The 18390-nt window shown below is 40.5% G+C and carries 32 protein-coding genes; 9 read left to right on the top strand and 23 right to left on the bottom strand.

From position 1 onward, the window contains the following. Nucleotides 1-7 precede the first annotated feature (7 nt). The 9 genes from V3I05_RS00430 (at nucleotide 8) to V3I05_RS00390 (ending at nucleotide 7251) form a co-directional block, all read left to right on the top strand. The gene (locus tag V3I05_RS00430; protein ID WP_300742633.1) at nucleotides 8-703 is read left to right on the top strand and encodes a non-canonical purine NTP pyrophosphatase; all 696 of its coding nucleotides are present in this window, start codon (nucleotides 8-10) and stop codon (nucleotides 701-703) included. A 92-nt stretch (nucleotides 704-795) separates the two neighbouring features. After that, complete coding sequence (locus V3I05_RS00425) at nucleotides 796-1452, top strand: OmpA family protein (protein ID WP_343353671.1); 657 nt, start codon at nucleotides 796-798, stop codon at nucleotides 1450-1452. A 45-nt stretch (nucleotides 1453-1497) separates the two neighbouring features. Further along, a complete protein-coding gene (locus tag V3I05_RS00420) occupies nucleotides 1498-3309 on the top strand; it encodes a hypothetical protein (RefSeq protein WP_300450694.1) in 1812 nt (603 codons plus the stop codon). 14 nt (nucleotides 3310-3323) lie between these two features. Continuing rightward, nucleotides 3324-3872: a queuosine precursor transporter gene (locus V3I05_RS00415; RefSeq protein ID WP_295699386.1), complete on the top strand. Its 549-nt coding sequence runs from the start codon at nucleotides 3324-3326 to the stop codon at nucleotides 3870-3872. 9 nt (nucleotides 3873-3881) lie between these two features. Continuing rightward, the gene (locus tag V3I05_RS00410) at nucleotides 3882-4667 is read left to right on the top strand and encodes a phosphatidylserine decarboxylase (RefSeq protein WP_295699387.1); all 786 of its coding nucleotides are present in this window, start codon (nucleotides 3882-3884) and stop codon (nucleotides 4665-4667) included. Between the two features lie 36 nt (nucleotides 4668-4703). Next, nucleotides 4704-5717 carry a quinolinate synthase NadA gene (nadA, locus tag V3I05_RS00405; RefSeq protein WP_295699389.1) on the top strand — a complete coding sequence of 338 codons (1014 nt, stop codon included), beginning with the start codon at nucleotides 4704-4706 and terminating at the stop codon, nucleotides 5715-5717. A gap of 573 nt (nucleotides 5718-6290) precedes the next feature. Next, nucleotides 6291-6440, top strand: a complete 150-nt coding sequence (locus V3I05_RS00400) for a hypothetical protein (RefSeq protein ID WP_343353669.1) — start codon at nucleotides 6291-6293, stop codon at nucleotides 6438-6440. Nucleotides 6441-6491: 51 nt separating this feature from the next. Continuing rightward, nucleotides 6492-6890 (top strand): hypothetical protein, encoded by a 399-nt coding sequence (locus V3I05_RS00395; RefSeq protein ID WP_343353667.1) that lies wholly within the window; start codon nucleotides 6492-6494, stop codon nucleotides 6888-6890. After that, nucleotides 6832-7251, top strand: a complete 420-nt coding sequence (locus V3I05_RS00390; protein WP_343353666.1) for a hypothetical protein — start codon at nucleotides 6832-6834, stop codon at nucleotides 7249-7251. The genes V3I05_RS00395 and V3I05_RS00390 overlap by 59 nt, the downstream gene beginning before the upstream one ends. 117 nt (nucleotides 7252-7368) lie before the next feature. Here V3I05_RS00390 and V3I05_RS00385 read toward each other — a convergent pair whose 3' ends face one another. The 23 genes from V3I05_RS00385 to V3I05_RS00275 form a co-directional block, all read right to left on the bottom strand. Next, a complete protein-coding gene (locus V3I05_RS00385; protein WP_295699396.1) occupies nucleotides 7369-7662 on the bottom strand; it encodes a hypothetical protein in 294 nt (97 codons plus the stop codon). Between the two features lie 51 nt (nucleotides 7663-7713). After that, entirely contained in the window at nucleotides 7714-8283 is a 570-nt protein-coding gene (locus V3I05_RS00380; RefSeq protein ID WP_300447607.1) for a DJ-1 family glyoxalase III, read from the bottom strand. A gap of 149 nt (nucleotides 8284-8432) precedes the next feature. Then, nucleotides 8433-8648 (bottom strand): hypothetical protein, encoded by a 216-nt coding sequence (locus V3I05_RS00375; protein ID WP_300731504.1) that lies wholly within the window; start codon nucleotides 8646-8648, stop codon nucleotides 8433-8435. 108 nt (nucleotides 8649-8756) lie between these two features. Then, nucleotides 8757-9047 (bottom strand): hypothetical protein, encoded by a 291-nt coding sequence (locus V3I05_RS00370; protein ID WP_343353664.1) that lies wholly within the window; start codon nucleotides 9045-9047, stop codon nucleotides 8757-8759. A gap of 1 nt (nucleotide 9048) precedes the next feature. Next, nucleotides 9049-9441 carry a hypothetical protein gene (locus V3I05_RS00365; protein ID WP_300447599.1) on the bottom strand — a complete coding sequence of 131 codons (393 nt, stop codon included), beginning with the start codon at nucleotides 9439-9441 and terminating at the stop codon, nucleotides 9049-9051. 64 nt (nucleotides 9442-9505) lie between these two features. Next, a complete protein-coding gene (locus V3I05_RS00360) occupies nucleotides 9506-9667 on the bottom strand; it encodes a hypothetical protein (protein WP_300447597.1) in 162 nt (53 codons plus the stop codon). Continuing rightward, nucleotides 9668-10078, bottom strand: coding sequence for a hypothetical protein (locus V3I05_RS00355; protein WP_300447595.1), 411 nt, complete (start codon nucleotides 10076-10078; stop codon nucleotides 9668-9670). 25 nt (nucleotides 10079-10103) lie between these two features. Then, nucleotides 10104-10622 carry a hypothetical protein gene (locus V3I05_RS00350; protein ID WP_300599283.1) on the bottom strand — a complete coding sequence of 173 codons (519 nt, stop codon included), beginning with the start codon at nucleotides 10620-10622 and terminating at the stop codon, nucleotides 10104-10106. 72 nt (nucleotides 10623-10694) lie between these two features. Then, a complete protein-coding gene (locus V3I05_RS00345) occupies nucleotides 10695-11594 on the bottom strand; it encodes a hypothetical protein (protein WP_343353663.1) in 900 nt (299 codons plus the stop codon). Continuing rightward, entirely contained in the window at nucleotides 11591-11971 is a 381-nt protein-coding gene (locus V3I05_RS00340) for a hypothetical protein (protein WP_343353662.1), read from the bottom strand. The genes V3I05_RS00345 and V3I05_RS00340 overlap by 4 nt, the downstream gene beginning before the upstream one ends. 29 nt (nucleotides 11972-12000) lie before the next feature. Next, the gene (locus V3I05_RS00335; protein WP_343353661.1) at nucleotides 12001-12435 is read right to left on the bottom strand and encodes a hypothetical protein; all 435 of its coding nucleotides are present in this window, start codon (nucleotides 12433-12435) and stop codon (nucleotides 12001-12003) included. Between the two features lie 19 nt (nucleotides 12436-12454). Beyond that, nucleotides 12455-12685, bottom strand: a complete 231-nt coding sequence (locus V3I05_RS00330; RefSeq protein WP_300447585.1) for a hypothetical protein — start codon at nucleotides 12683-12685, stop codon at nucleotides 12455-12457. Nucleotides 12686-12744: 59 nt separating this feature from the next. Continuing rightward, a complete protein-coding gene (locus V3I05_RS00325) occupies nucleotides 12745-13950 on the bottom strand; it encodes a hypothetical protein (protein ID WP_343353660.1) in 1206 nt (401 codons plus the stop codon). Nucleotides 13951-14172: 222 nt separating this feature from the next. Beyond that, nucleotides 14173-14796 carry a hypothetical protein gene (locus V3I05_RS00320; RefSeq protein WP_343353659.1) on the bottom strand — a complete coding sequence of 208 codons (624 nt, stop codon included), beginning with the start codon at nucleotides 14794-14796 and terminating at the stop codon, nucleotides 14173-14175. 82 nt (nucleotides 14797-14878) lie between these two features. Next, nucleotides 14879-15415 carry a hypothetical protein gene (locus V3I05_RS00315; protein WP_300447576.1) on the bottom strand — a complete coding sequence of 179 codons (537 nt, stop codon included), beginning with the start codon at nucleotides 15413-15415 and terminating at the stop codon, nucleotides 14879-14881. Continuing rightward, nucleotides 15369-15761, bottom strand: coding sequence for a hypothetical protein (locus tag V3I05_RS00310; RefSeq protein ID WP_300447574.1), 393 nt, complete (start codon nucleotides 15759-15761; stop codon nucleotides 15369-15371). Before V3I05_RS00310 ends, V3I05_RS00315 begins: the two co-directional genes overlap by 47 nt. Continuing rightward, a complete protein-coding gene (locus V3I05_RS00305; protein ID WP_300447572.1) occupies nucleotides 15761-15955 on the bottom strand; it encodes a hypothetical protein in 195 nt (64 codons plus the stop codon). Before V3I05_RS00305 ends, V3I05_RS00310 begins: the two co-directional genes overlap by 1 nt. A 384-nt stretch (nucleotides 15956-16339) precedes the next feature. Further along, a complete protein-coding gene (locus V3I05_RS00300) occupies nucleotides 16340-16915 on the bottom strand; it encodes a recombinase family protein (RefSeq protein WP_343353657.1) in 576 nt (191 codons plus the stop codon). A gap of 10 nt (nucleotides 16916-16925) precedes the next feature. Next, nucleotides 16926-17237 (bottom strand): hypothetical protein, encoded by a 312-nt coding sequence (locus V3I05_RS00295; protein WP_343353655.1) that lies wholly within the window; start codon nucleotides 17235-17237, stop codon nucleotides 16926-16928. Further along, complete coding sequence (locus tag V3I05_RS00290; protein ID WP_295699444.1) at nucleotides 17234-17356, bottom strand: hypothetical protein; 123 nt, start codon at nucleotides 17354-17356, stop codon at nucleotides 17234-17236. The genes V3I05_RS00295 and V3I05_RS00290 overlap by 4 nt, the downstream gene beginning before the upstream one ends. Nucleotides 17357-17471: 115 nt before the next feature. After that, nucleotides 17472-17720, bottom strand: coding sequence for a hypothetical protein (locus tag V3I05_RS00285; RefSeq protein ID WP_300447565.1), 249 nt, complete (start codon nucleotides 17718-17720; stop codon nucleotides 17472-17474). A 13-nt stretch (nucleotides 17721-17733) separates the two neighbouring features. Then, nucleotides 17734-18153 carry a hypothetical protein gene (locus V3I05_RS00280; RefSeq protein ID WP_343353652.1) on the bottom strand — a complete coding sequence of 140 codons (420 nt, stop codon included), beginning with the start codon at nucleotides 18151-18153 and terminating at the stop codon, nucleotides 17734-17736. Continuing rightward, nucleotides 18137-18355 (bottom strand): hypothetical protein, encoded by a 219-nt coding sequence (locus tag V3I05_RS00275; protein WP_343353650.1) that lies wholly within the window; start codon nucleotides 18353-18355, stop codon nucleotides 18137-18139. Before V3I05_RS00275 ends, V3I05_RS00280 begins: the two co-directional genes overlap by 17 nt. Nucleotides 18356-18390: the final 35 nt, after the last annotated feature.

Here is an 18390-nt window from a genome sequence, read left to right as displayed (position 1 = left end):
AGCAGAAATGACGATTATTTTAGCCACAGGTAATCAGCACAAAATCCGCGAGTTTCACGCTATGCTAGAAGGGAAAAATGCAAAAATATATACATATAGCGAGATTTTAGAACCTTTAGAGATTTTAGAAAATGGCAAGAGTTTTGCCCAAAATGCCGCGCTTAAGGCAAAAGCCATTTATCAGGCATTATATACGCGATATACAAATGCGCCAGATTCTCTATCATTTTTAGAATCTCCTCTTGCCATTATCGCCGAGGATAGTGGGCTATGTATCCCTGCACTCAATGGAGAGCCGGGTATTTATAGTGCAAGATATGCGCGATATAGGCATTTTTCCCACACAACGCAAAATAGTGATGATAGTGAAAATCTCCAATGCCTTATAGAACAAATCAAGCCCTTTGCTCCTACATCTGCCTTTTTTGTTGCACATATTGCATTTATTTTTATCAAATCTTTGCCTCTGCCGCCATTGACACAATGTGAAGTGCAGCATTGTGAAGGTGTGCTATATGGCGAGGTCATAAGCGAGATAAGGGGAGATAAGGGCTTTGGCTATGATCCTATCTTTGTGCCTGATATTGCAAATCCTCTCAAAAAGACTTTAGCAGAATTTGAAGTAAGTGCTAAAAATGCTATATCTCATCGCAAAAAAGCCCTCTCTAGCTGTATCAAAATGCTTTTTCCCACTTTAAATTAAATTGCCCTGTGCTGATAATTTTAAGCTAAAAACAAAATTTTTTTGCTTATAATGCGCGACTTTGAAATTTTTAAATTACAAGAAGGATTTTTATGCTACAAACAACGACTTCACGGATTTCTCTTACTGTGTGCGGAGCGCTCTTAATGGCAGCTTGCGCCACAAATCCTTTTACAGGTGAATCTCAAGTGAGTAGAACGGCTATTGGTGCGGGATTAGTAGGTACAGGAATTGGTGCATTAGTAGGCAAGCAGGATAGGGCTAAAGGTGCAGCTATTGGCGCAGGAGTAGGTGCATTAGCGGGTGGTGCAGTGGGTGGCTATATGGATATACAAAACAAAAAGCTACGTGAGGAACTTCAAGGCACAGGTGTGAGCGTTACTAAAAATGGAGATGAGATTATGCTCAATATGCCCGGCGATATTACCTTTAAATCTGGCAGTGCTGATTTAAGCGGGGATTTCTACAAGGTGCTTAATTCTGTGGCAAAAGTGCTTAACAACTATGAAAAGACTATCGTTAGCGTAGTGGGCTATACAGACAGCACAGGCAGCGCCTCTAAGAATCTTACATTCTCTCAGCAAAGAGCGCAAAGCGTGGCTACATATCTTAAAAATCAAGGTGTTAAGACAGAGCGATTCGTGGTTGATGGGCTTGGACAGGAGAATCCTGTGGCTTCAAATACTACCGCTGAAGGCAGAGCGAAGAATCGCCGCGTAGAAATCTACCTTACAGCTATTACAAAATAACTTCGATTTCCCTTGCCTCCTCTAAGGTAGGGAATCTATAAAGCAATGAAATATCTACTTGCTTTTACACTCTCTCTTAGCAGTATCATAGCTATCTTGTGTGTAGGATTCTATCCACATTTGTGTGGATTACTCTATATCGCATTTTTGGGAATCTTTATTGCCCTATACATTTATAGTTATGAAATTTTAAAGATAAAAAAACAAGCTACAATCAAGGCTTATTACAAGCTTGATTCTCTCTTATATCGTTATTTTGGACGCTTTTTTCTCACAAAAATAGTGAGCGTTTTTGTCGCTTTTACAGGGTGTGTATCCCTTTTTTTAATGCTTGTATTTCCTAGCGGTAGCGAAATATTGATTTTTTGTCTCCTTGTACCTTGTAGCATTTATGGCTACAAAATCGTATATGCCCTCTGTAATGCTAATCTCAATGCCGATTTTGCCCCGATATTGGCTAAAAAATATACTGCCCTTATCTGTGCCTTTCTAGCGTTTATAGGAACAATCGCCCTCAATGGCTTTGCCCCCTCTATCTCGCACATTAGTGATACGCAAAGCCACTACTACACATTAATGCACAATTATGGCATTATGCAGATGTCCTGCCGTTTATGGCAGGAGCTTTTTGGCTTTGTGTTGCTTAAAAAGGCATTGCTTGATACATTATATATTAATATCGCCGATACTTACTTGCATATCGCCCTTGATGTGTTGTTTGCCTGTGGGTATTTCGCGGCATTTGCGAGTTTTGCATTACTTTGCATAGGAAGTGTATCGCCTAAAGCATCTGCCCCTAAGGATTCTGCCCTTACAAAAGAGGAATATGCTTCTACTACATTCACAGAATCTCGTTCTTTTAAACAATTCTTTACTATGGTGTTTTTTCTCATTTTTGTATATATTGCCTTTAATATCAGTATTCACCTGCAGCCATTAGCTAAGAATCAGCCCTATCCGCCGCTTTTAAGCACACAGATTTTAAAACATAATCAATCCTATATCCAAGTGAGTATGCAAGGGGTGGATAGCCTTATACGTATGAATGATTTACCCGCATTAGAAGCAAAAATCAAAGCAAATCTCACAGATTTTGAATCTCAGCTCAATACTGATATAGAATCTGTCCTCAATGAATACTTGGTCCAAAAAGAGACGATTATAGACCAGTATTCACAATGGTATTTTAGCGTTTATGGCGAATACACAAGGCTTTTTTATGCGGCTATTGGCAAGGGTGAGGATATAGCTCAAGAGCAATTTATATTTTTACTCAAAGCTCATACACCCTATGATTTGCAAGAACATCTTAACGCCCTTTATGATAAACATTTCCAAGCACTCAAAACGCGCCTAGAGCAGAGCTTTAGCTTTTTTAAAGTGCATAAAAATGCAAATAATATCCCTATCGCTCAAGTGCTTTCTTTTGATGAATTTACCCAAAAGCTCAATTTGCTTAATCCTCGTGCTACTGATGGTGTAGCAGCACTTCTAAGTGCAAGTGTGGCAGGGGCGATGATACTTAAGGCTTCAGGTAAAGCCATTGCTAAGACAAGTGCAAAGGTTGTGAGTAAAAGTGTAGCGAAAAAGGGATTGGGAGGGGCGATTAGCGCAGGGGGAGGCTCACTTTTATGCGGGGGATTTGCTCCCTTATGTGCAATAGGCTTTTTTGTCGCGAGCGATTATGCGATTAATAGCGTTGATGAGGCTATTAATCAAGATGAGTTTAAAAGGGAAATGCGCGAAGGATTTAACTCTTGGGAACTTCAGCTAAAAAACAGCCTGATTAGCTATAATTCGCAACTTTCACATCAAATCTTAGAACAGCTAAGTTTAACTGATGAGATAAAGGAGTAGGCAAGGTGAAAGCAATGAACTTTTGGGTGTTTGCAGGTGCAGCGATACTTTTTGCTTGTATTGTTGTGTTAGCAAATTACACCGTGCAGTATCCTGTGCTTGGGACCCCTCTTACTTATGGTGCACTGACTTATCCGCTAAGCTTTTTGTTGATGGATATTTTGAGCGAAAAATATAACAAGCCACAGGTGCTTAAAACGCTTTGGGTGGGGCTACTTCTCGCCTTTATTCCCTCGCTTTTAGCAAGTGAAGCACGTATTGCTATTGCAAGTGTGTGTGCGTTTTTTATCTCACAGAATCTTGATGTGCATCTCTTTTACTATCTTAAAAACTGCTTTCCTAGCCTTTGGTGGCTACGTAATAACGCAAGCACAATGATTTCACAATTTATCGATACGATGATTTTCTTTCATATCGCCTTTTTATTTATTTATCCGTGGGAGCAGGTTATGGCTATGTTACTAGCTGATTTTTGCATTAAGGCATTTCTTGCTTTATGCGATACACCATTTTTCTATGTCTTTGCCATACGCAAAAGTAAGCCCAAAATCCATACTAAATAAGGAGCTAAGATGTATTTTTCCAATAAAGTTTCGCGACTTTTTGGTCGTTTCGCCTCTTATGAGTTTTTTTCCCCATTGCAAACCTTCATTAATACCGTATATGTCAAAATCTTTCATATTGAGCTTGATGAGTTTGCTCCTGCATCCTCTTATCCATCGCTTAATGCACTTTTTACTCGTGCTTTGAGTGTTAAGCGAAGCATTAATCCTAATCCTATCGTGCTTATCTCTCCGTGTGATTCGCTGATTACACAAATAGGCAAAACAAGTGAAAAAAATGCCCTACAAATCAAGGGTATGGAATATTCTGTTGAAGAACTTCTAGGGCAAAAGCTTGATAGGGAGCTGCATTATATTAATTTCTACCTTTCTCCAAGGGATTATCATCGCTATCACGCCCCTTGTGATATGGAAATTTATGAGGTGCGGTATTTTGGTGGAGAATTGCTCCCTGTAAATACGCCATCATTGCGCAAAAATCAAGATTTGTTTGTGAGAAATGAACGTGTGGTAGTAGTAGCCAAGACTTCTAGTGGCAAGTGGGTATATTTTGTCGCTATAGGTGCGCTCAATGTGGGCAGTATGGTAATGCACTTTGAAAGCAAGATTCAAAGTAATGCTAAAGCACATAATATCTGCTATACCTATCGCACACCTATTGCGATTAGAAAGGGTGAGGAGCTGGGTATGTTTAAGATGGGTTCTACTATCGTGCTATTTATGGAACAGATGATTCCAGATATTAACATTGGACAAAAGGTGAAATTTGCCCAAGATATAGGCACATACGCATAAGATTCTATAAAATCACTACATTTAAGGAAAGATAAGATGTCGGCTCATATTTATAATGAAATCAAGGATTTGCTCCATAAGCTCGATGGGCTTTTGGTAGCGCATTATTATCAAAAAGATGAGATTGTAGCCCTAGCAGATTTATGCGGTGATAGCCTAGAGCTATCGCGTAAGGCAAGTATGAGTGAAAAGCCCCTTATTGTATTTTGCGGTGTGGCTTTTATGGGGCAGAGTGTAAAAGTCCTAGCTCCGCAAAAACGCGTCATAATGCCCCGCTTAGCGTGCTGCTCAATGGCAAGAATGATAGATAGCGATTATTATGATGAGAGTATTAAAACCTTAGAATCTTATGGCATAGACAAAGATTCTATCTTTCCTATTACCTATATCAACTCAAATGCCGATGTCAAGGCGAAAGTCGCGCAAATGGGTGGGCTTGTCTGCACGAGTGCGAATGCGCAAAAGATTTTTGACTTCGCCTTGCAAAAGGGCAAAAAAATCTTTTTTCTGCCCGATAGATGTTTAGGAGAGAATCTCGCTCGGGCAAGTGGCAAAAGCTCTGCCTTACTTGGCAGGGATAGCCAAGAGCAGATGAGGGAAGCACAAGTGATTTGCTATGATGGATTCTGCTCTGTGCATCAGCTTTTCACGCCCGATGATGTGCGATTCTACCGCAATAAGTTTGCAGATATTAAAATCGCCCTTCACCCTGAATGCGACCCTAGTGTCGTAGAAATGGCGGATTTTGTAGGCTCGACTAGTCAAATTATCAAATATGTCCAAGATTTGCCACTAGAGCAGAGAGTAGCCGTAGGGACGGAGTTTAACCTCGTTAATCGTCTGCGCCCTAAATATAATGGCAAACAAACAACCTTTGTGCTAAGTGCGAGTAAGCCCCAATGCCCTACGATGAATGAAACCACCTTAGAGGACATACGCGATGTGCTTTTAGCCTATGAGGATAAAAAGCCTATAAATGAGGTGTTTTTAGACAATGAGATTCAAAAATGGGCAAAAATCGCCCTAGATAGAATGCTAGAGCTATCATAGGGCAGTGGCATTATTTTTAACCCTTCTTTTATGGAGATTGCTTTAAATTTCTTTGCATAAGAGGTTATTTCTTTTCTCTCCTTGGTAGAATCTGCTTTTGCACCCCTTCAAAAGCAGGGTTTTATTCGTTTCCCACTCAATTCTTTTTTCTTTTTTTGTGGATTTGGCTCCTACTCATTGCCCCTCTCTCGCGGAAAATTACTTTATCTCTCACCTTTTTTTGCGGAAGGTGAGCTCATCTCTTATCCCCCCCCCCTTTTTTTTGGCGGTGGTAAGTATTGCAGGGGGTTAGGGGGAGGGGAAAGTTTCTATATATTATAAAAAGCCTAAAGTTAGAAAATACTTTACTTTTTGTAACTTTAATATACAAATTCGTTTTTTAATCCTAATATTAGGAATTATTACTAATAATGTAATCATTTCCTTTGAAACATCAAGGTGAAACAAAAAATTTTTTTAGGAGGTCTGTTATGAGACAGATTTGTGCTTTATTGTTGGTGTCAGTTTTATTTGGAGCGACTAGCCTAGCGGCTGTTGAGGGTATAGCTTCCAACGCAGGGGAATTGCAAAAAAGTGAAAAAGCTTTGCTTTTTTGGCGATAATGTGCAAAATCTCAATGTAGAGACTTTGAGCGAAAAAGAAATGCAAGAAACTCAAGGTGAGTTTTGGGGTGGATTAACCGCTGGACTTATCGTTTTAGCAGTAGAAAAAAATCGGCGATAAAAATGGGTGGTGGTAAAAACCACCCCACCTATATAAAAAGGAGGGTATCTTATGTTTGCTTTCAAATCAAAATCTTTGTTTTCTTTGGGAATCTTAGCATTACTCCCTTGCTTTATCTTTGCCACGGACTGCACTGATTCAAATTGCAAAAACTTCCGCATAGGGCTTGGAGGAGCCTATCATAATCTAGATTCTAAAGATGCGCAAATAAGCAGTGTAGGAGGATATCTCGCCTTTAGTGCACGTGGCACTCTTAAGAACCGTCTTGCTTCCGAACTTGGTGGCAAAGTAGGGTTAGGCAGTGCTACAGCCTCTGGAGCTTACTTTGAATCTGATCTATACAGCAAAAGTAATCTTTCGCTATTCACTGATTTTTATTTTAAGATTGGGGGTGAATATCGCAAGTGCAAAAATGCCTTTATTTATCAATGCTGTTTATGGCTGGGATAATTTCTCTACAAATCTAAAAAGCAAGGGAATAGGGCTTTCCCGTCATTTTGCTGGAGGAGAGTTAGAGGGCTTCCTTCCTATGGGCGACACTTCAAGTATAGAATATCTCGCGGGATTTTATACCTTTTTAAATGGCGATTATGTATTTGCTAATACCAATACTGCCTCAAAGCTACGAGGGACAAACTTTATGGCAAAAGTCAGCGTGGGCTACACAAAGCATATTAATCCGCAAATTGGATATTATGTCAAGCTCATTGGCAAATATGAGGATATGAGCGCCTCGCAATCAGTAGGCGAGATTCACTACCCATCAAGTAAAAATATAATAGGTATGCTAGAATTTGGAATCTCCCTTTAGCGTTGCCATTAAGGCACAAAATCGCTAGGCAAGTTTTGGCGATTGTGCCTGATGGGCGATACTTCACAAATGGCTAAACTCGCGCAAAGTAGAGTAGGATAGAGTAGGCAAAACAAATTATAAAATAAACCATAGACTGATTATTAAAAGTAAGCCTAACAGAAGTGCCATTACCTCACTATCTGTAATTTTTTTTCTTTTATGTTTCTTTCTCTTGTAAAAAATGCCTTTTATTTCTGTACCTTTACTATCTACTTTAATGATTCCGTAGATATTTTTCTCCAATTTTTTATTCCTAAGTGCCCTTTTAGCTGCATTTTGAGCCTCTTTTACACTATTGAATGGAGAGCGGTTTATGATTTTTTTATTATTCGTGTTTGGGTCTATTTCTGCTAGGTAAATATTTTTCATTATTGCATTCTTTTTGATTTGGTTTTGCTTAAATTAAGGAAATTTAAAATTTTAGAGATATGCTTTTAAAAGAGGTAATTGCAATTCCTCGTAGAGTTCCTTTGCCTTTGCTTTGCCACATAGCTCCTCGACAATGCTAAGGGCAAATACCCCAGCCGTAGCCGGAGCTGCTGATGTGATAATATTGCCATTTTTTACAACAGCTTTTGTGTTTTTTGTCTTACCTTGCATATTGATTTCGCTCTCACAGCCCGGATAACAAGTAAAATCCCCTTCAAGCACCCCAGCCTTATCAAGCACGATAGGGGAAGCGCAAATAGCAGCTATGAGCTTTTGCTCTTGCTTGAAAGTGGTAAGCCAGAGCTTGATAAGCTCATTACTAGCGAGATTCTGCATACCATTATAGCCTCCAGCTAAAGCAATTGCGTCAAAATCCTCCATATCAAGCTCGGGTAGGACAGAATCTGATTCTATCACAATATGATGTGCTCCAAGTATGCGTTTATGAGAATCTAAACTTGCCATCACTACACGCACTCCAGCTCGACGCAAAATATCGACTATACTTACAAGTTCTATCTCCTCAAATCCCCTTGCAACAGGCACTAAAACATTTTTCACTTAAACACTCCTTGATGTGATTTTGTCCTTATTAAAAAACGCACAGATTCTAACATTTTTTAATGTAAGAACAGATTAGACTTAATAGATATTTTTTGATTTTGGTAAATTTTATATGCAAATGCAGTAGAAAGTAGGACTAGTGCCTTTTATATAAAAGTTTGAAAAGTATAGTTTTCAGTAGAAGTTGTTTTAGTCTTTATTGCTTTAAGTGTAAATCTTTTGTGTAGTCTTAGTGCAGCCGAGGCGGTGCAAATGCCACGTAAGGTATCGATTTTAAGCATTTGTGTGTCGATTTTGTCTAAAAAGAGATGTTCATAACTTGACTTTAGAGCTTCAAAATCATATAATGCGCCCTGAAACATTGCTAATTCCTTTGTCTTTGTTTCTTGATTTTTACCTACCCCTTGCAGGTTTTAACTTGCAAGGTTTTTTTATGCCTTGAATCTTACATTAAAAAACTTAAAAACCTTTTAAACCAAAAAAACCCCTAGTTTATCTCTTAGTTGCTGTGCCTGTGCGTTGTATTTGTTTGTCTGGGCTGCAGCCTGTGGGTAAGTAATGTGAGTAGTGTATGTGTAATACTTGCTTACTTTAATGCCCAAAAAGCGCCGCCAGTGCGTATGCTGCACCGAGTGTTTTATGTTGATTCTACTTTTCCATAGGTTGTAACTACTCATAGCCGCGTTATACGCTCTTATGTCTTTATCAATGTCAATCACCATTAAGAAAAAGCCAAAGTCGGGCGTGTGTGCGGTTTGCATTCTATTTCTTTACTAGCTTAAAAATTTCTGCCGTTTTTTCAAACGTCTTGCCACCAAAGTAGAATCCATAAATAAGCATAGCGATAGTAGAGTATAAGTCCATTATGTGCAGTGGCACTTTATCAATGAATGGTAGCACTATCACTATAACGGTATAGATAAGCATTATAATAGCTCGTATGTGGCGGTTAAGCCAAGAGCTGCTCTCTAAGTCTTTTTGATACCTTAGCGTGGCTTCACTCATTACCGCCTTGTCAAACTCTACCTCTAGTAAGGCAAGTTCCTTTGTAATCTCACCCCTTATCATCTCTCGCTCGCTATCGCTAGGGATTTTGCTTATTACCCGCTCGGCGGTTTTAAAGATATTTCCAAATACTGATAATGTGCTACTCATTTATGCCCCCTTTTCTTTCTTTTGCGTGGCATATTTCGCATATGCCCCCTGACACAATAGCCCTTTACCCTAACTCTACCCTTTTTATTAAGGGCTTTTTTAGCACTTTTTTACGCGCGTTGCGTTGCGCTTGTGCTTTCTTTGCATTCCTTACATTTTGCGCGTATTCCCGCGCCCTTTCGTGTTCCCCAAATAAAGCTAAAAACTCTTTTTCCCAATCTTGCATTTATACACCTTTACGCACGGCTTTGTATGCCATATAGATTAAAGCCACCTTCCACGCTAAAGCGAGAATCGCCCCTGTGGTAAAGACTACCCCCGCGCCCTTAAAAATCATCTTTACGTCCTCTTTAGCTGCCCTTATGGGATTTTTGTATTCCACTATGCTGCTAAAAGCACTCTTGCTTATACCTACGATGCTTAAGGCAAAGCCTTGCAAAGAGGGCATAGAATCAAACATTCTTACTAGCGCGTTTTGATTAAGTAGCTCGGCTTTAACCTGCTCCCACGATTTCCCCGCGTATCTTGGTGCGTTTGAGATATTTATCACGTCTGTTTCGCTTAATACGCGTTCATCGCTTAACGCCTCGCCCCCAGCTGTCTTTAACGCCTCACTTAGTTTAAATATTCCTAACATTTTGCCCCCTTTTCACGGCTCTTTGTTATGCCTTGAAGTTTTTCACTCTTGCTATGTATTTTTCAGGCGTCCCTGCACCTAACACGCTGTTATAATACTTTTTCCAATACCTCGCCCTACCCTCTAGTGTGCTAGGGATAGCCTCTCTAATGCCCGCGTAATACATTCTGCACAAAATCGCTTGCAATGTGCTTTTAAGCTGCAAGTCGTTTTCATATACGCCCTTGTAGTTTGCGGGGCTTAAGTCGCTTGTAGTTAAAGACAAGAGACGAATTTTATTTAATTGCCCCTTAGATTCTGCCACTAGTAGGGATTGCTTCATTCCTATAGGGTCAAACTGAAACGCCCCGTATCCAAACCCGCGCTTATTGTTGTAAATCGCCCTGCCATAGTTAGATTCTGTAATGGCTGTCTCTCTTAGCATAGCCCTTAAGTTATCTACATTTGCCCCCATAGCGAAGTTTTGCACCGTGTATTCTATCGCGGCGGTAAGCTCCGCGTCGCTATTAATCCCATAGCATTTGAATCTATCACTTTGACTCATAATCACACCTCCTGTAAATCCTAAAATTAAACATATTCCAAACATTCCAAATACCACAAAAAGCCCCACGTCTTAGCTCTCATAGATGATAAAGTCGGCTTGCGCTAGCCAATCCGTGCTTACCCTTACATTTCCTCTTGCCATAAACCATATTATTAAGCCTGTATTTCCCTCTGTATCCCTGCTTATCAAATTATCCAAGATAAAATCACCGCTAAACTCTAGTGTTTCGTTTGAATCCTTAAAAGTGGCAAGGTTGTTATAGTTCGCCCCGTAAGCCGTGCCTAGGCTATAACCGCCCCTATGTGAATAGGCGGTAAACTGGTAAAAGTCCCCTGATAAAAATTGCCCCCATAAGCCCCTTAATATTGCCCTTATGGTGTAGTTTTTACCGCGTTCAAAAAGGGTAGGCGGTATAACTGCTTGCGCCTTAGTGTGGGCGTCCTGTGGAGTTGTCCCCCACACGGTGAGTTTTCTAAAAATTACTGAATCTGTCATATTTTGAGTAGTAGCTTTAATCGTTTTGTTTATACTCTCTACTTGCCCTATTTTGCCTATATTGCCCACTTGAGAGATAGCATTAATACTTGAGTTGTTCAAAATTTCAAAGCTATACACTCCACTAGAGGCTATGCGCACTTTTGCCGCCCCGCCTTTGGAATCTTGCAAGTTGGTTATGCCCTCTGTCCATAGATAGACATTTTGCACTTGTGCGGGCACGCCCTTGCTGGTATATACGTCTGTAATTCTAAAGCCCGTATTGCGATTATCTACCAAAAAGGCGTCCTTACGCTCGGGATTGAGTGAGATATACACCTTTACATCCACGGGGTAGTCAAGGAGCAAAAAATACGCGCACGCCCCTAAATTGACTTGATTATATTCCCTATCGCAAGGCAATTCTAAACTTTGCAATGGATTTTGTTGTTTTGCAAAGCTTGTATTTTGTTTGCTAAAAAGTAAGTTACTCATTTACGCCCCTTTATTTTAAAAACTATAAGTAAAACTCCTAATAAAACCCACCACATATAAGGCGTTTTAAACATATTACTTGTTTGAATGCCTAAGCTGCCGTTGCCCTTTGTGGCTTCTATAACCGCCTCTTTATTCTGTGCGGTAATACCTAAAATCGCGCTAAAAGCATTATTTGTAATACCACTGATAATATTTCCTATGGCGTGTAAATCCTCTCCCATAAGCCCTAATTTCGTGCTTGTATCTACTACGGCGCCGCTTAAGTCTAGGTTTATGCCATTATCTACAAAGTAAGAGTTATCCCCTATTGTAGCCGCGCTTGTGCTTTTGCTATTGTCTGTTTCTCTTAAATCTAAACCTAAATTAGTTGCCATAAAATCCCCTTTGATATTACAAATAATGCTTATTTACGCTTGTTTAACATAAGCACACCTAACATACCGATTAAGGCTAAAGGTATTAAAGGGCTTGATAAGCCGCCCCCTTGAGATAGCCCCCCGCCGTAACTATCGCTACCGCTTAAGCCCGTTGAGGCGCTCCCCGCGCTACCACTCCCTCCACCTATACCTAGCCCTACGCTCGCACTGAATCCTAGCTCGTCTTTTTGCGTGGTCGTGTTTGAGTTTGTGGCGGTATTATGAGGGCTGGTAGTAGTGCTACCCCCGCCAAAGCCTCCGTTTGCCTCATTATATATGCTCCCACTGCTACCAATGCTAAAGGTATTGCCCCCGCCAAAGAGATTTGAGAGTTTGCTCCCCGTTACCGCCCCATAGGACGTTGTGTTGTATAGGTTTGTGGTATTGTTTGTAGTTTTTTTGTTACTAGAAAACCACCCCATAGCCTCACCCCCCCCCCCCTTACTTACGATTAAAGATAAAAAGCCCCGTGCCAATAGCAAGTATGACGCCACCAATAAGCATTAGCTTTGCATTGCTTAAGTTGATTTTGTTTTGCGTCTCGGTCGTGTGCCAATTTGCATTAGCTTGTTGCCTTGCTATGTCGTTTGCTGTCTGGTTACTTGAGTAGCTATTGTAGATATTTACGCCCTTATCTACCAAGCTACCGATAGAATCAAAATTCCAATCCATAGAATCCCCCTTATTAGATTAACCCATTTTGCACGGCTCTGTGTTATGCCGTGTCTTTTTTAGCCTTGTGCTTGTGCAGTGCGGTTTGCCTCTGCTAGTGCCACTTGTTGTAAAAGCTGTGGTGAATCCTCGTAGTTTTGATATACCTCTACTAGGATTTCCTCCGTCGCACCATTAAGCACACTTGCAAATTTATCGTTAAAGTCGATAGTCAAGCGCATTTGATTGAAACTCATAAATACTAAAGAGTTGTTCATATCGCCAAAGTAGTTACTCGCTATATGATACACTCCATAGAATACGCCTTTACCATCTGGGCTGTCGCTTAGCTCTTTGCCAAATAGCATTTGCGAGAGGCTAAACTTTTGTAGCATTTCATTTTTGAGAATTTCTGGCGTGGTATCCACTAGGATATTATTTCCATCTGCAATTTTAATCCTGTCTATCATACCATCTAGTCGCTCGTTGGTTTGAGAGTTTCTAAATACTATGATAAAGTCCTTGATCCATAGGTTGGGGGTAAGTTCGATATATTGCCCCTTACCGCCACCGCTAAAGCCCTTTGAGATAACCTTTTGCACATAGAGATTACCCATTTGAGACAAGAATTCTTCTTGTGTGTTTGCTTGAATCTCGCTTGTTATCCAATACTTGCTACTGCAATTGACATAGGTATTAGCAAAGGATAGAGTAGCCGCGCCCTCATCATCACTTGCCCCCTGTGCTCTTGCTAGCATAGATTTGAAACATACTTCTTGCGGCTCGTTCTTATAGGTAAGTTGGAAGCTATTAAACAGCCAAGTGCAGATGTTTGTTTGTGTAGCCCCTATCTGGTCAAACATTGCAAAAGGTATAGTGATTACGAGCTTAAACTCTGCTACCCCTTGAGTTTGCCCCGCTTTTATGCTTACACTCTCTGGGATTTCCCTATATTCAAACTTACCGCGATTTTGCAAGGTGTTAATAAATCTAAAAACAGCAAGTGAAGTAACGTTTTTTACCTCGGTGTTACCATTTAGCTTTATTTGCACGTTGCTAAAGAGATTGTAAATGTGGTCGTCTGCATAATTGATTGTGTATGCTGTGTCGCTTGTTGGGGCAGTAGTTACCTTAGCTACGATTTGCCCTGTGATGGTTAAAATCGTTGCCAATGCGCGCTTATTGCGATACCGCCCTAAGTCTATAACCACATTTCCATTTGGTTGCCACTGCGCCCCTGTGCCGTCTGGTTCGATATTCTTACGTCCGTTAAATACGCCTGCCATAGAATCCTCCTTATAGATTTGGTTTTTTGAGTTTTGAGAGTTTAGCAAATACGATACTTGCTACCAATGCCGTAACGGCTGTTTCTAAAATCGTTTTCATATACTCCCCCTTTTAGCTAATTTGTGGAATCTTAGTCTTGACAAGATTAAACAATACGATACCGACTACTACGCCGATAATTGCCTTAACGTTTAGCCCCGATTTGATTGTGGATTTTAAGCTCATTGTAGCCCCTTTTCTAGTTGATGTATTAAGGTTTGAGATAACCTTATGCGAGTAGCCTTGTTATCCCCTAAAGCTACCCGCATAAAATCACCTCGCGGCAAGTATTGTGAATCCTCGGCGATGTCTTTATCTAACGTCTTGCGTATATACTCATAATCCGTATAGCTTTTCCCTATGCGCCCTATGTAGAATACGTCCGTTTGAGACACTATCGCCTTTGGTGTATCCTGCAGCCGCCGCGCCATCACGATTAAGTCTATCTCTCTATGCCGTCCATAGTTGATAAGCTTATAAAGTTCTAGCTCTTTGTCTAGCATATTCTTATAGTAGAAGTCGATTTCATCTATCACTATGCAAATATTTTCCATCGTGGCTATGCTCCCTAAAAGCTCCTCTAGGCTAGCAAAATCACTGATGTAATAGATATAGCTTACCCCGCTATAAAAGTCCTCTTGTAGCTCGCTTTGATTGACTTTATCTCTAAAGTGTGTAGGGATAGAGTACATAATGGGGCTTATAAAGATAACGGGCTTACTTTGTGCTAAACCTAACGCCGTGGCTAGCATAGTCTTACCGCTACCCTTATTTGCAAAGATGGTAGTAATTGTGTTTTGTTTCAAAACAAGCCCCCTTTACATATCTCTATGACAAGCAAGCTTAAGCAAAACGCTATGCTAAAAAGTGAGAGTATTTTCCAATGAATCATTTAGAATCCCCCTTATTTTGATTATCTTTACGCGGCTCTTTGTTACGCTTCAGTTTTTCAAATCCTATTGCAGAATCTATAATCATTGCAATACTTGAGAGTATAAGCAGGATTAGCCCTACCTTGCCCCCCGCCCCTACGCTTACATACTCGGCTAGCGCGCTTTGGTTACTTTCTACCATTACCTTAATGCCCGGGTTAAGCGGTTCATTTACCCGCGCCTTTTTGAGAGCCTCGCACGTTGAGACAAAGCCTTTGACTATCTCTTTGCTGGATTCTATGGTTTTGCGGCTTAGCTCGTCTTTTTGCGGGTCGCGCTTTTCTCTTAAGATAAAGTCTAACTCTTGAGAACTTAGCCGTTCAAGTGTGCTAAGGCTTCGTTGAGAGTAGCCTAAGTCGTGGATTTTTTGCGCTTTTGCAAGGTTAGAATCCCCGCTTTTACCCCCGCTTGAATCTCCGCTCGGGATTCCGCCCGTGATACCGCTTTTAGATTCCGCTTGCGGATTCTGTGGCTTTTTGTGCGTTAGTTTCATTTTTCTTTTCCTTGTTTAAGAGATAGAATCCATAAACTGCAATTCCTACCCCCACCATTCCCACTAAAGCTACTACACTTTGCAAAAGTGAGGGCGTCTTATCCATAAAATCAAGATTTTTTATAGCTTCTTTGTGCGCTTTTTTATCGATTTTTTCCTGTTTGCGCCCCGCATAGAGCTTTTTTTGCAGCCTTGCTTCGACTTGAGATTCTATTTTGTTTATAAAATCATTATCATATTGCACGGACTCACGCGCGCTTTCTAACGGGTCATGTGGCGTTAGAGTAATGTTTCCCTCGCTTGCTGGCTCTGTGTTAGCATTTTGTGTATTTGGTGTGCTATCCATTAGTAAAGCTCACTTTTTGGGATTTTGGGCGCGTTTTGTGCCTTTTTGATACTCTCACCCTTGAGAGAGAGAAAAAGCTGTGCTAATTCCTGCTTACTTTTGCGGTTTAGCTCACTGGCTTTGCGTTCATTACTTGTAAGCAATTCCACTAAATGCGCTTTAGTGTATGTGTCCATTATAGAATCTAGGTTCATTTGTTACCCCTCGTTTTAAATTTCAAGGGGCATTCTAACGCAAAGCAAAAAGTGCCCTAAAAAGCGTCATATTGCATTATAAGCGCGATTATGTGATAATGTGAGATTTTGCGTTTTGAGTAGTTTTAAGTTTGTTTGTGTATTTGTGGATTGTTTTAAAAGTTGATTTTGATAAAAACACTTAAGGGATTGTTTGAGATAAACCCCTTAAGTTTAGCCCCTAAAACTTGCCTTTTAAGAGTTAAATAACAATCGCTAAAAAGTAAAATTTTAAACTCTATGTTACTTAATGAGACAAATCTATTAAAATTTGCAAGGCAATGGGTATTAAAGCCCCTATAAACATATGCTTGATTTTTGCTCTCCGTCCATTGTATGCCTCCTTTACGCGGTTTGTGGTGTGCCCTTTTGCCCTTGTAGCCACTTATAAAGCTTCGTTCTAGAGATTTTCATTAGCTTTGCCGTCTTTGTAATGCTCCCACCGCTGGCAAAGAATGCCTCATCAAACGCCGCTTTATCTACATTGATAAACGGGCGCCCGCTTTTGAGTGTGCCTTTTGCCTTTTGTATCGCTATGCCCTCTAGTTGCCGCTCTTTGATATGCGCTAGCTCCATTTGCGCCACGTATCCTAGAATGCTAATAAGCATATCCGTAACCACGCCCTTGCTGGTATCTAATCCTTGAGAGAGAAAGCGCACAATCACGCCCTTATCCTTGCAAATGTTGAGAATCTCGCATAGGTTCCTATGATTACGCGCTAATCTATCTATGCTGTGGCAAATGATAGTATCGCCCTCGCGCACATAGTCTAGCATTGCGTTAAGCTGGGGGCGGTTTTCTGCCTTGCTACCGCTTAACTTTTCTATAAATACCTTGTCGCACTGCTCCTGTTTGATAAGCTCTAGCTGCCTTGCCTCGTTTTGTAGTATCGTGCTTACCCTTACATATGCTACTATCATAGAATCCTCCTTACTCTACTACTATGAATCGGACGGGCTCTAGCTCTGCGTTACTGACGCACTCATCTAAAAACACCTCTAAATGCCCGTGCTCTAACTGCGCGCGCTCTATCTCACCCTCGGCGATGTCGAATGTTTGCGGTTCGCCCTCGTTATCGCGCTCCCATAGTAGCGCATAGAGTTTGTAATCGCATTTGATAGAATCTACATTGCTTATTTGCAAGTAAAAATCCGCCTTTATATCCTCGCGCGCCTTGTAGAATAAAGGCTCGTGCGTGCCCGCTTGCCCTGCTATGCCATTTACATATTGTGCTATGTTCATTTTAGCCCTCCTGTTATTTCTAAAAATGCCATTGTAAAGAGCATTCCTAAGATAAAGTTCAAATTGAATACATTATCTATCCACCACCGCCAATTTTTCTTATTGTTATTCTTTTTCATAAAGCCTCCATTGTAAATTTATCTCTAAATTTTATCCTTTTGTAAATCAATATGCAAGCACAACTTTTTTTTACTTCAAATGTTACACTTGCACGATGTATATTTAACTACACATTTATTTACACATAGACAAGGCATAAGCTATTGTTCTGTAAAAATCTATCTCTAGTGTTAGCATTTCGGTAATGCTGTGGCTACTCCTTACGCTTTTTATGTAATGCCTTAAGTTCATTATTACGTTGTCTGCCTCTACCTCGTCGTGTTTTTTGTAGATTTTGGTTTCTATAAAGTGATAATCCATAAAGCACTCCATATCCCGCGCGATAAGCCTACCTGTTTTTTTTGCTATGTGTTTATTAGCCATTGTTTGCCTCCTTTTATTCCAATTCTAAAGCGCTTTGCGTTTGTGCTAGCTTTTTGCGGTCTCTAAAGCGCGCTTGCCTTATGCGATTATCTATCCTTTTTTGCTGTGCCTTTTGCTCGGCTTTCTCTTTAGCCCTTGCCTCACGCGCCTTTTGGGCTTCTAACTCTTTTGCCCTTTGTGCCTTAGCTTGAAGCGCGGCGCGTATGTCCGCTTCACATCGCTTCCTTTGTGCATAGAGACTCGCGTTATACTTGCTAAAGTTGTTATTATCCCTATATGCCCTTAAGTTTCGCACGATTTCATAGATATACTGCCTTTTAGCGATATAGAGATGTGCGTTATTTTGCATTTCATAGGGGTATTGCGTGTTTCGCTCGTTATACCATTCCTTTAATGTCTGTGTGTAAAGCTCTGTGTTATTTGCTGTACTCATTGCTTACCTCCTTAGCATAGGTAAAGAGTGTTTGCTGTGCCGCCTCTCTCTTAAGCTGTGCAAGTTCCTCTTTATCGATTATCGCATATTGATTACCCGTGGCATTGCCTACGATTTCGCTTATATACTTTAAGGGGATAAAGCCTTGCGTCCCTGTCGTGTAGCGCACTACAAGGTTAGTGTCTTTGTATGGATTGTGCATAACTGCTCCTTTGTTTTAAGATTTCACATTCTAGT

The organism is Helicobacter mastomyrinus, from assembly GCF_039555295.1.
GTDB classification, from domain to species: domain Bacteria; phylum Campylobacterota; class Campylobacteria; order Campylobacterales; family Helicobacteraceae; genus Helicobacter_C; species Helicobacter_C mastomyrinus.
This window is presented reverse-complemented; position numbering and strand designations above follow the sequence as displayed.

Excerpts from the sequence above, each read along its gene's own strand:
- V3I05_RS00430 (WP_300742633.1), top strand. The coding sequence starts at position 8 with ATGACGATTATTTTAGCCACAGGTAATCAGCACAAAATCCGCGAGTTT.
- V3I05_RS00425 (WP_343353671.1), top strand. The coding sequence starts at position 796 with ATGCTACAAACAACGACTTCACGGATTTCTCTTACTGTGTGCGGAGCG.
- V3I05_RS00420 (WP_300450694.1), top strand. The coding sequence starts at position 1,498 with ATGAAATATCTACTTGCTTTTACACTCTCTCTTAGCAGTATCATAGCT.
- V3I05_RS00415 (WP_295699386.1), top strand. The coding sequence starts at position 3,324 with ATGAACTTTTGGGTGTTTGCAGGTGCAGCGATACTTTTTGCTTGTATT.
- V3I05_RS00410 (WP_295699387.1), top strand. The coding sequence starts at position 3,882 with ATGTATTTTTCCAATAAAGTTTCGCGACTTTTTGGTCGTTTCGCCTCT.
- nadA (WP_295699389.1), top strand. The coding sequence starts at position 4,704 with ATGTCGGCTCATATTTATAATGAAATCAAGGATTTGCTCCATAAGCTC.
- V3I05_RS00395 (WP_343353667.1), top strand. The coding sequence starts at position 6,492 with ATGTTTGCTTTCAAATCAAAATCTTTGTTTTCTTTGGGAATCTTAGCA.
- V3I05_RS00385 (WP_295699396.1), bottom strand. The coding sequence starts at position 7,662 with ATGAAAAATATTTACCTAGCAGAAATAGACCCAAACACGAATAATAAA.
- V3I05_RS00375 (WP_300731504.1), bottom strand. The coding sequence starts at position 8,648 with ATGTTTCAGGGCGCATTATATGATTTTGAAGCTCTAAAGTCAAGTTAT.
- V3I05_RS00370 (WP_343353664.1), bottom strand. The coding sequence starts at position 9,047 with ATGCAAACCGCACACACGCCCGACTTTGGCTTTTTCTTAATGGTGATT.
- V3I05_RS00365 (WP_300447599.1), bottom strand. The coding sequence starts at position 9,441 with ATGAGTAGCACATTATCAGTATTTGGAAATATCTTTAAAACCGCCGAG.
- V3I05_RS00360 (WP_300447597.1), bottom strand. The coding sequence starts at position 9,667 with ATGCAAGATTGGGAAAAAGAGTTTTTAGCTTTATTTGGGGAACACGAA.
- V3I05_RS00355 (WP_300447595.1), bottom strand. The coding sequence starts at position 10,078 with ATGTTAGGAATATTTAAACTAAGTGAGGCGTTAAAGACAGCTGGGGGC.
- V3I05_RS00350 (WP_300599283.1), bottom strand. The coding sequence starts at position 10,622 with ATGAGTCAAAGTGATAGATTCAAATGCTATGGGATTAATAGCGACGCG.
- V3I05_RS00345 (WP_343353663.1), bottom strand. The coding sequence starts at position 11,594 with ATGAGTAACTTACTTTTTAGCAAACAAAATACAAGCTTTGCAAAACAA.
- V3I05_RS00340 (WP_343353662.1), bottom strand. The coding sequence starts at position 11,971 with ATGGCAACTAATTTAGGTTTAGATTTAAGAGAAACAGACAATAGCAAA.
- V3I05_RS00335 (WP_343353661.1), bottom strand. The coding sequence starts at position 12,435 with ATGGGGTGGTTTTCTAGTAACAAAAAAACTACAAACAATACCACAAAC.
- V3I05_RS00330 (WP_300447585.1), bottom strand. The coding sequence starts at position 12,685 with ATGGATTGGAATTTTGATTCTATCGGTAGCTTGGTAGATAAGGGCGTA.
- V3I05_RS00325 (WP_343353660.1), bottom strand. The coding sequence starts at position 13,950 with ATGGCAGGCGTATTTAACGGACGTAAGAATATCGAACCAGACGGCACA.
- V3I05_RS00315 (WP_300447576.1), bottom strand. The coding sequence starts at position 15,415 with ATGAAACTAACGCACAAAAAGCCACAGAATCCGCAAGCGGAATCTAAA.
- V3I05_RS00310 (WP_300447574.1), bottom strand. The coding sequence starts at position 15,761 with ATGGATAGCACACCAAATACACAAAATGCTAACACAGAGCCAGCAAGC.
- V3I05_RS00305 (WP_300447572.1), bottom strand. The coding sequence starts at position 15,955 with ATGAACCTAGATTCTATAATGGACACATACACTAAAGCGCATTTAGTG.
- V3I05_RS00300 (WP_343353657.1), bottom strand. The coding sequence starts at position 16,915 with ATGATAGTAGCATATGTAAGGGTAAGCACGATACTACAAAACGAGGCA.
- V3I05_RS00295 (WP_343353655.1), bottom strand. The coding sequence starts at position 17,237 with ATGAACATAGCACAATATGTAAATGGCATAGCAGGGCAAGCGGGCACG.
- V3I05_RS00290 (WP_295699444.1), bottom strand. The coding sequence starts at position 17,356 with ATGAAAAAGAATAACAATAAGAAAAATTGGCGGTGGTGGATAGATAAT.
- V3I05_RS00285 (WP_300447565.1), bottom strand. The coding sequence starts at position 17,720 with ATGGCTAATAAACACATAGCAAAAAAAACAGGTAGGCTTATCGCGCGG.
- V3I05_RS00280 (WP_343353652.1), bottom strand. The coding sequence starts at position 18,153 with ATGAGTACAGCAAATAACACAGAGCTTTACACACAGACATTAAAGGAA.
- V3I05_RS00275 (WP_343353650.1), bottom strand. The coding sequence starts at position 18,355 with ATGCACAATCCATACAAAGACACTAACCTTGTAGTGCGCTACACGACA.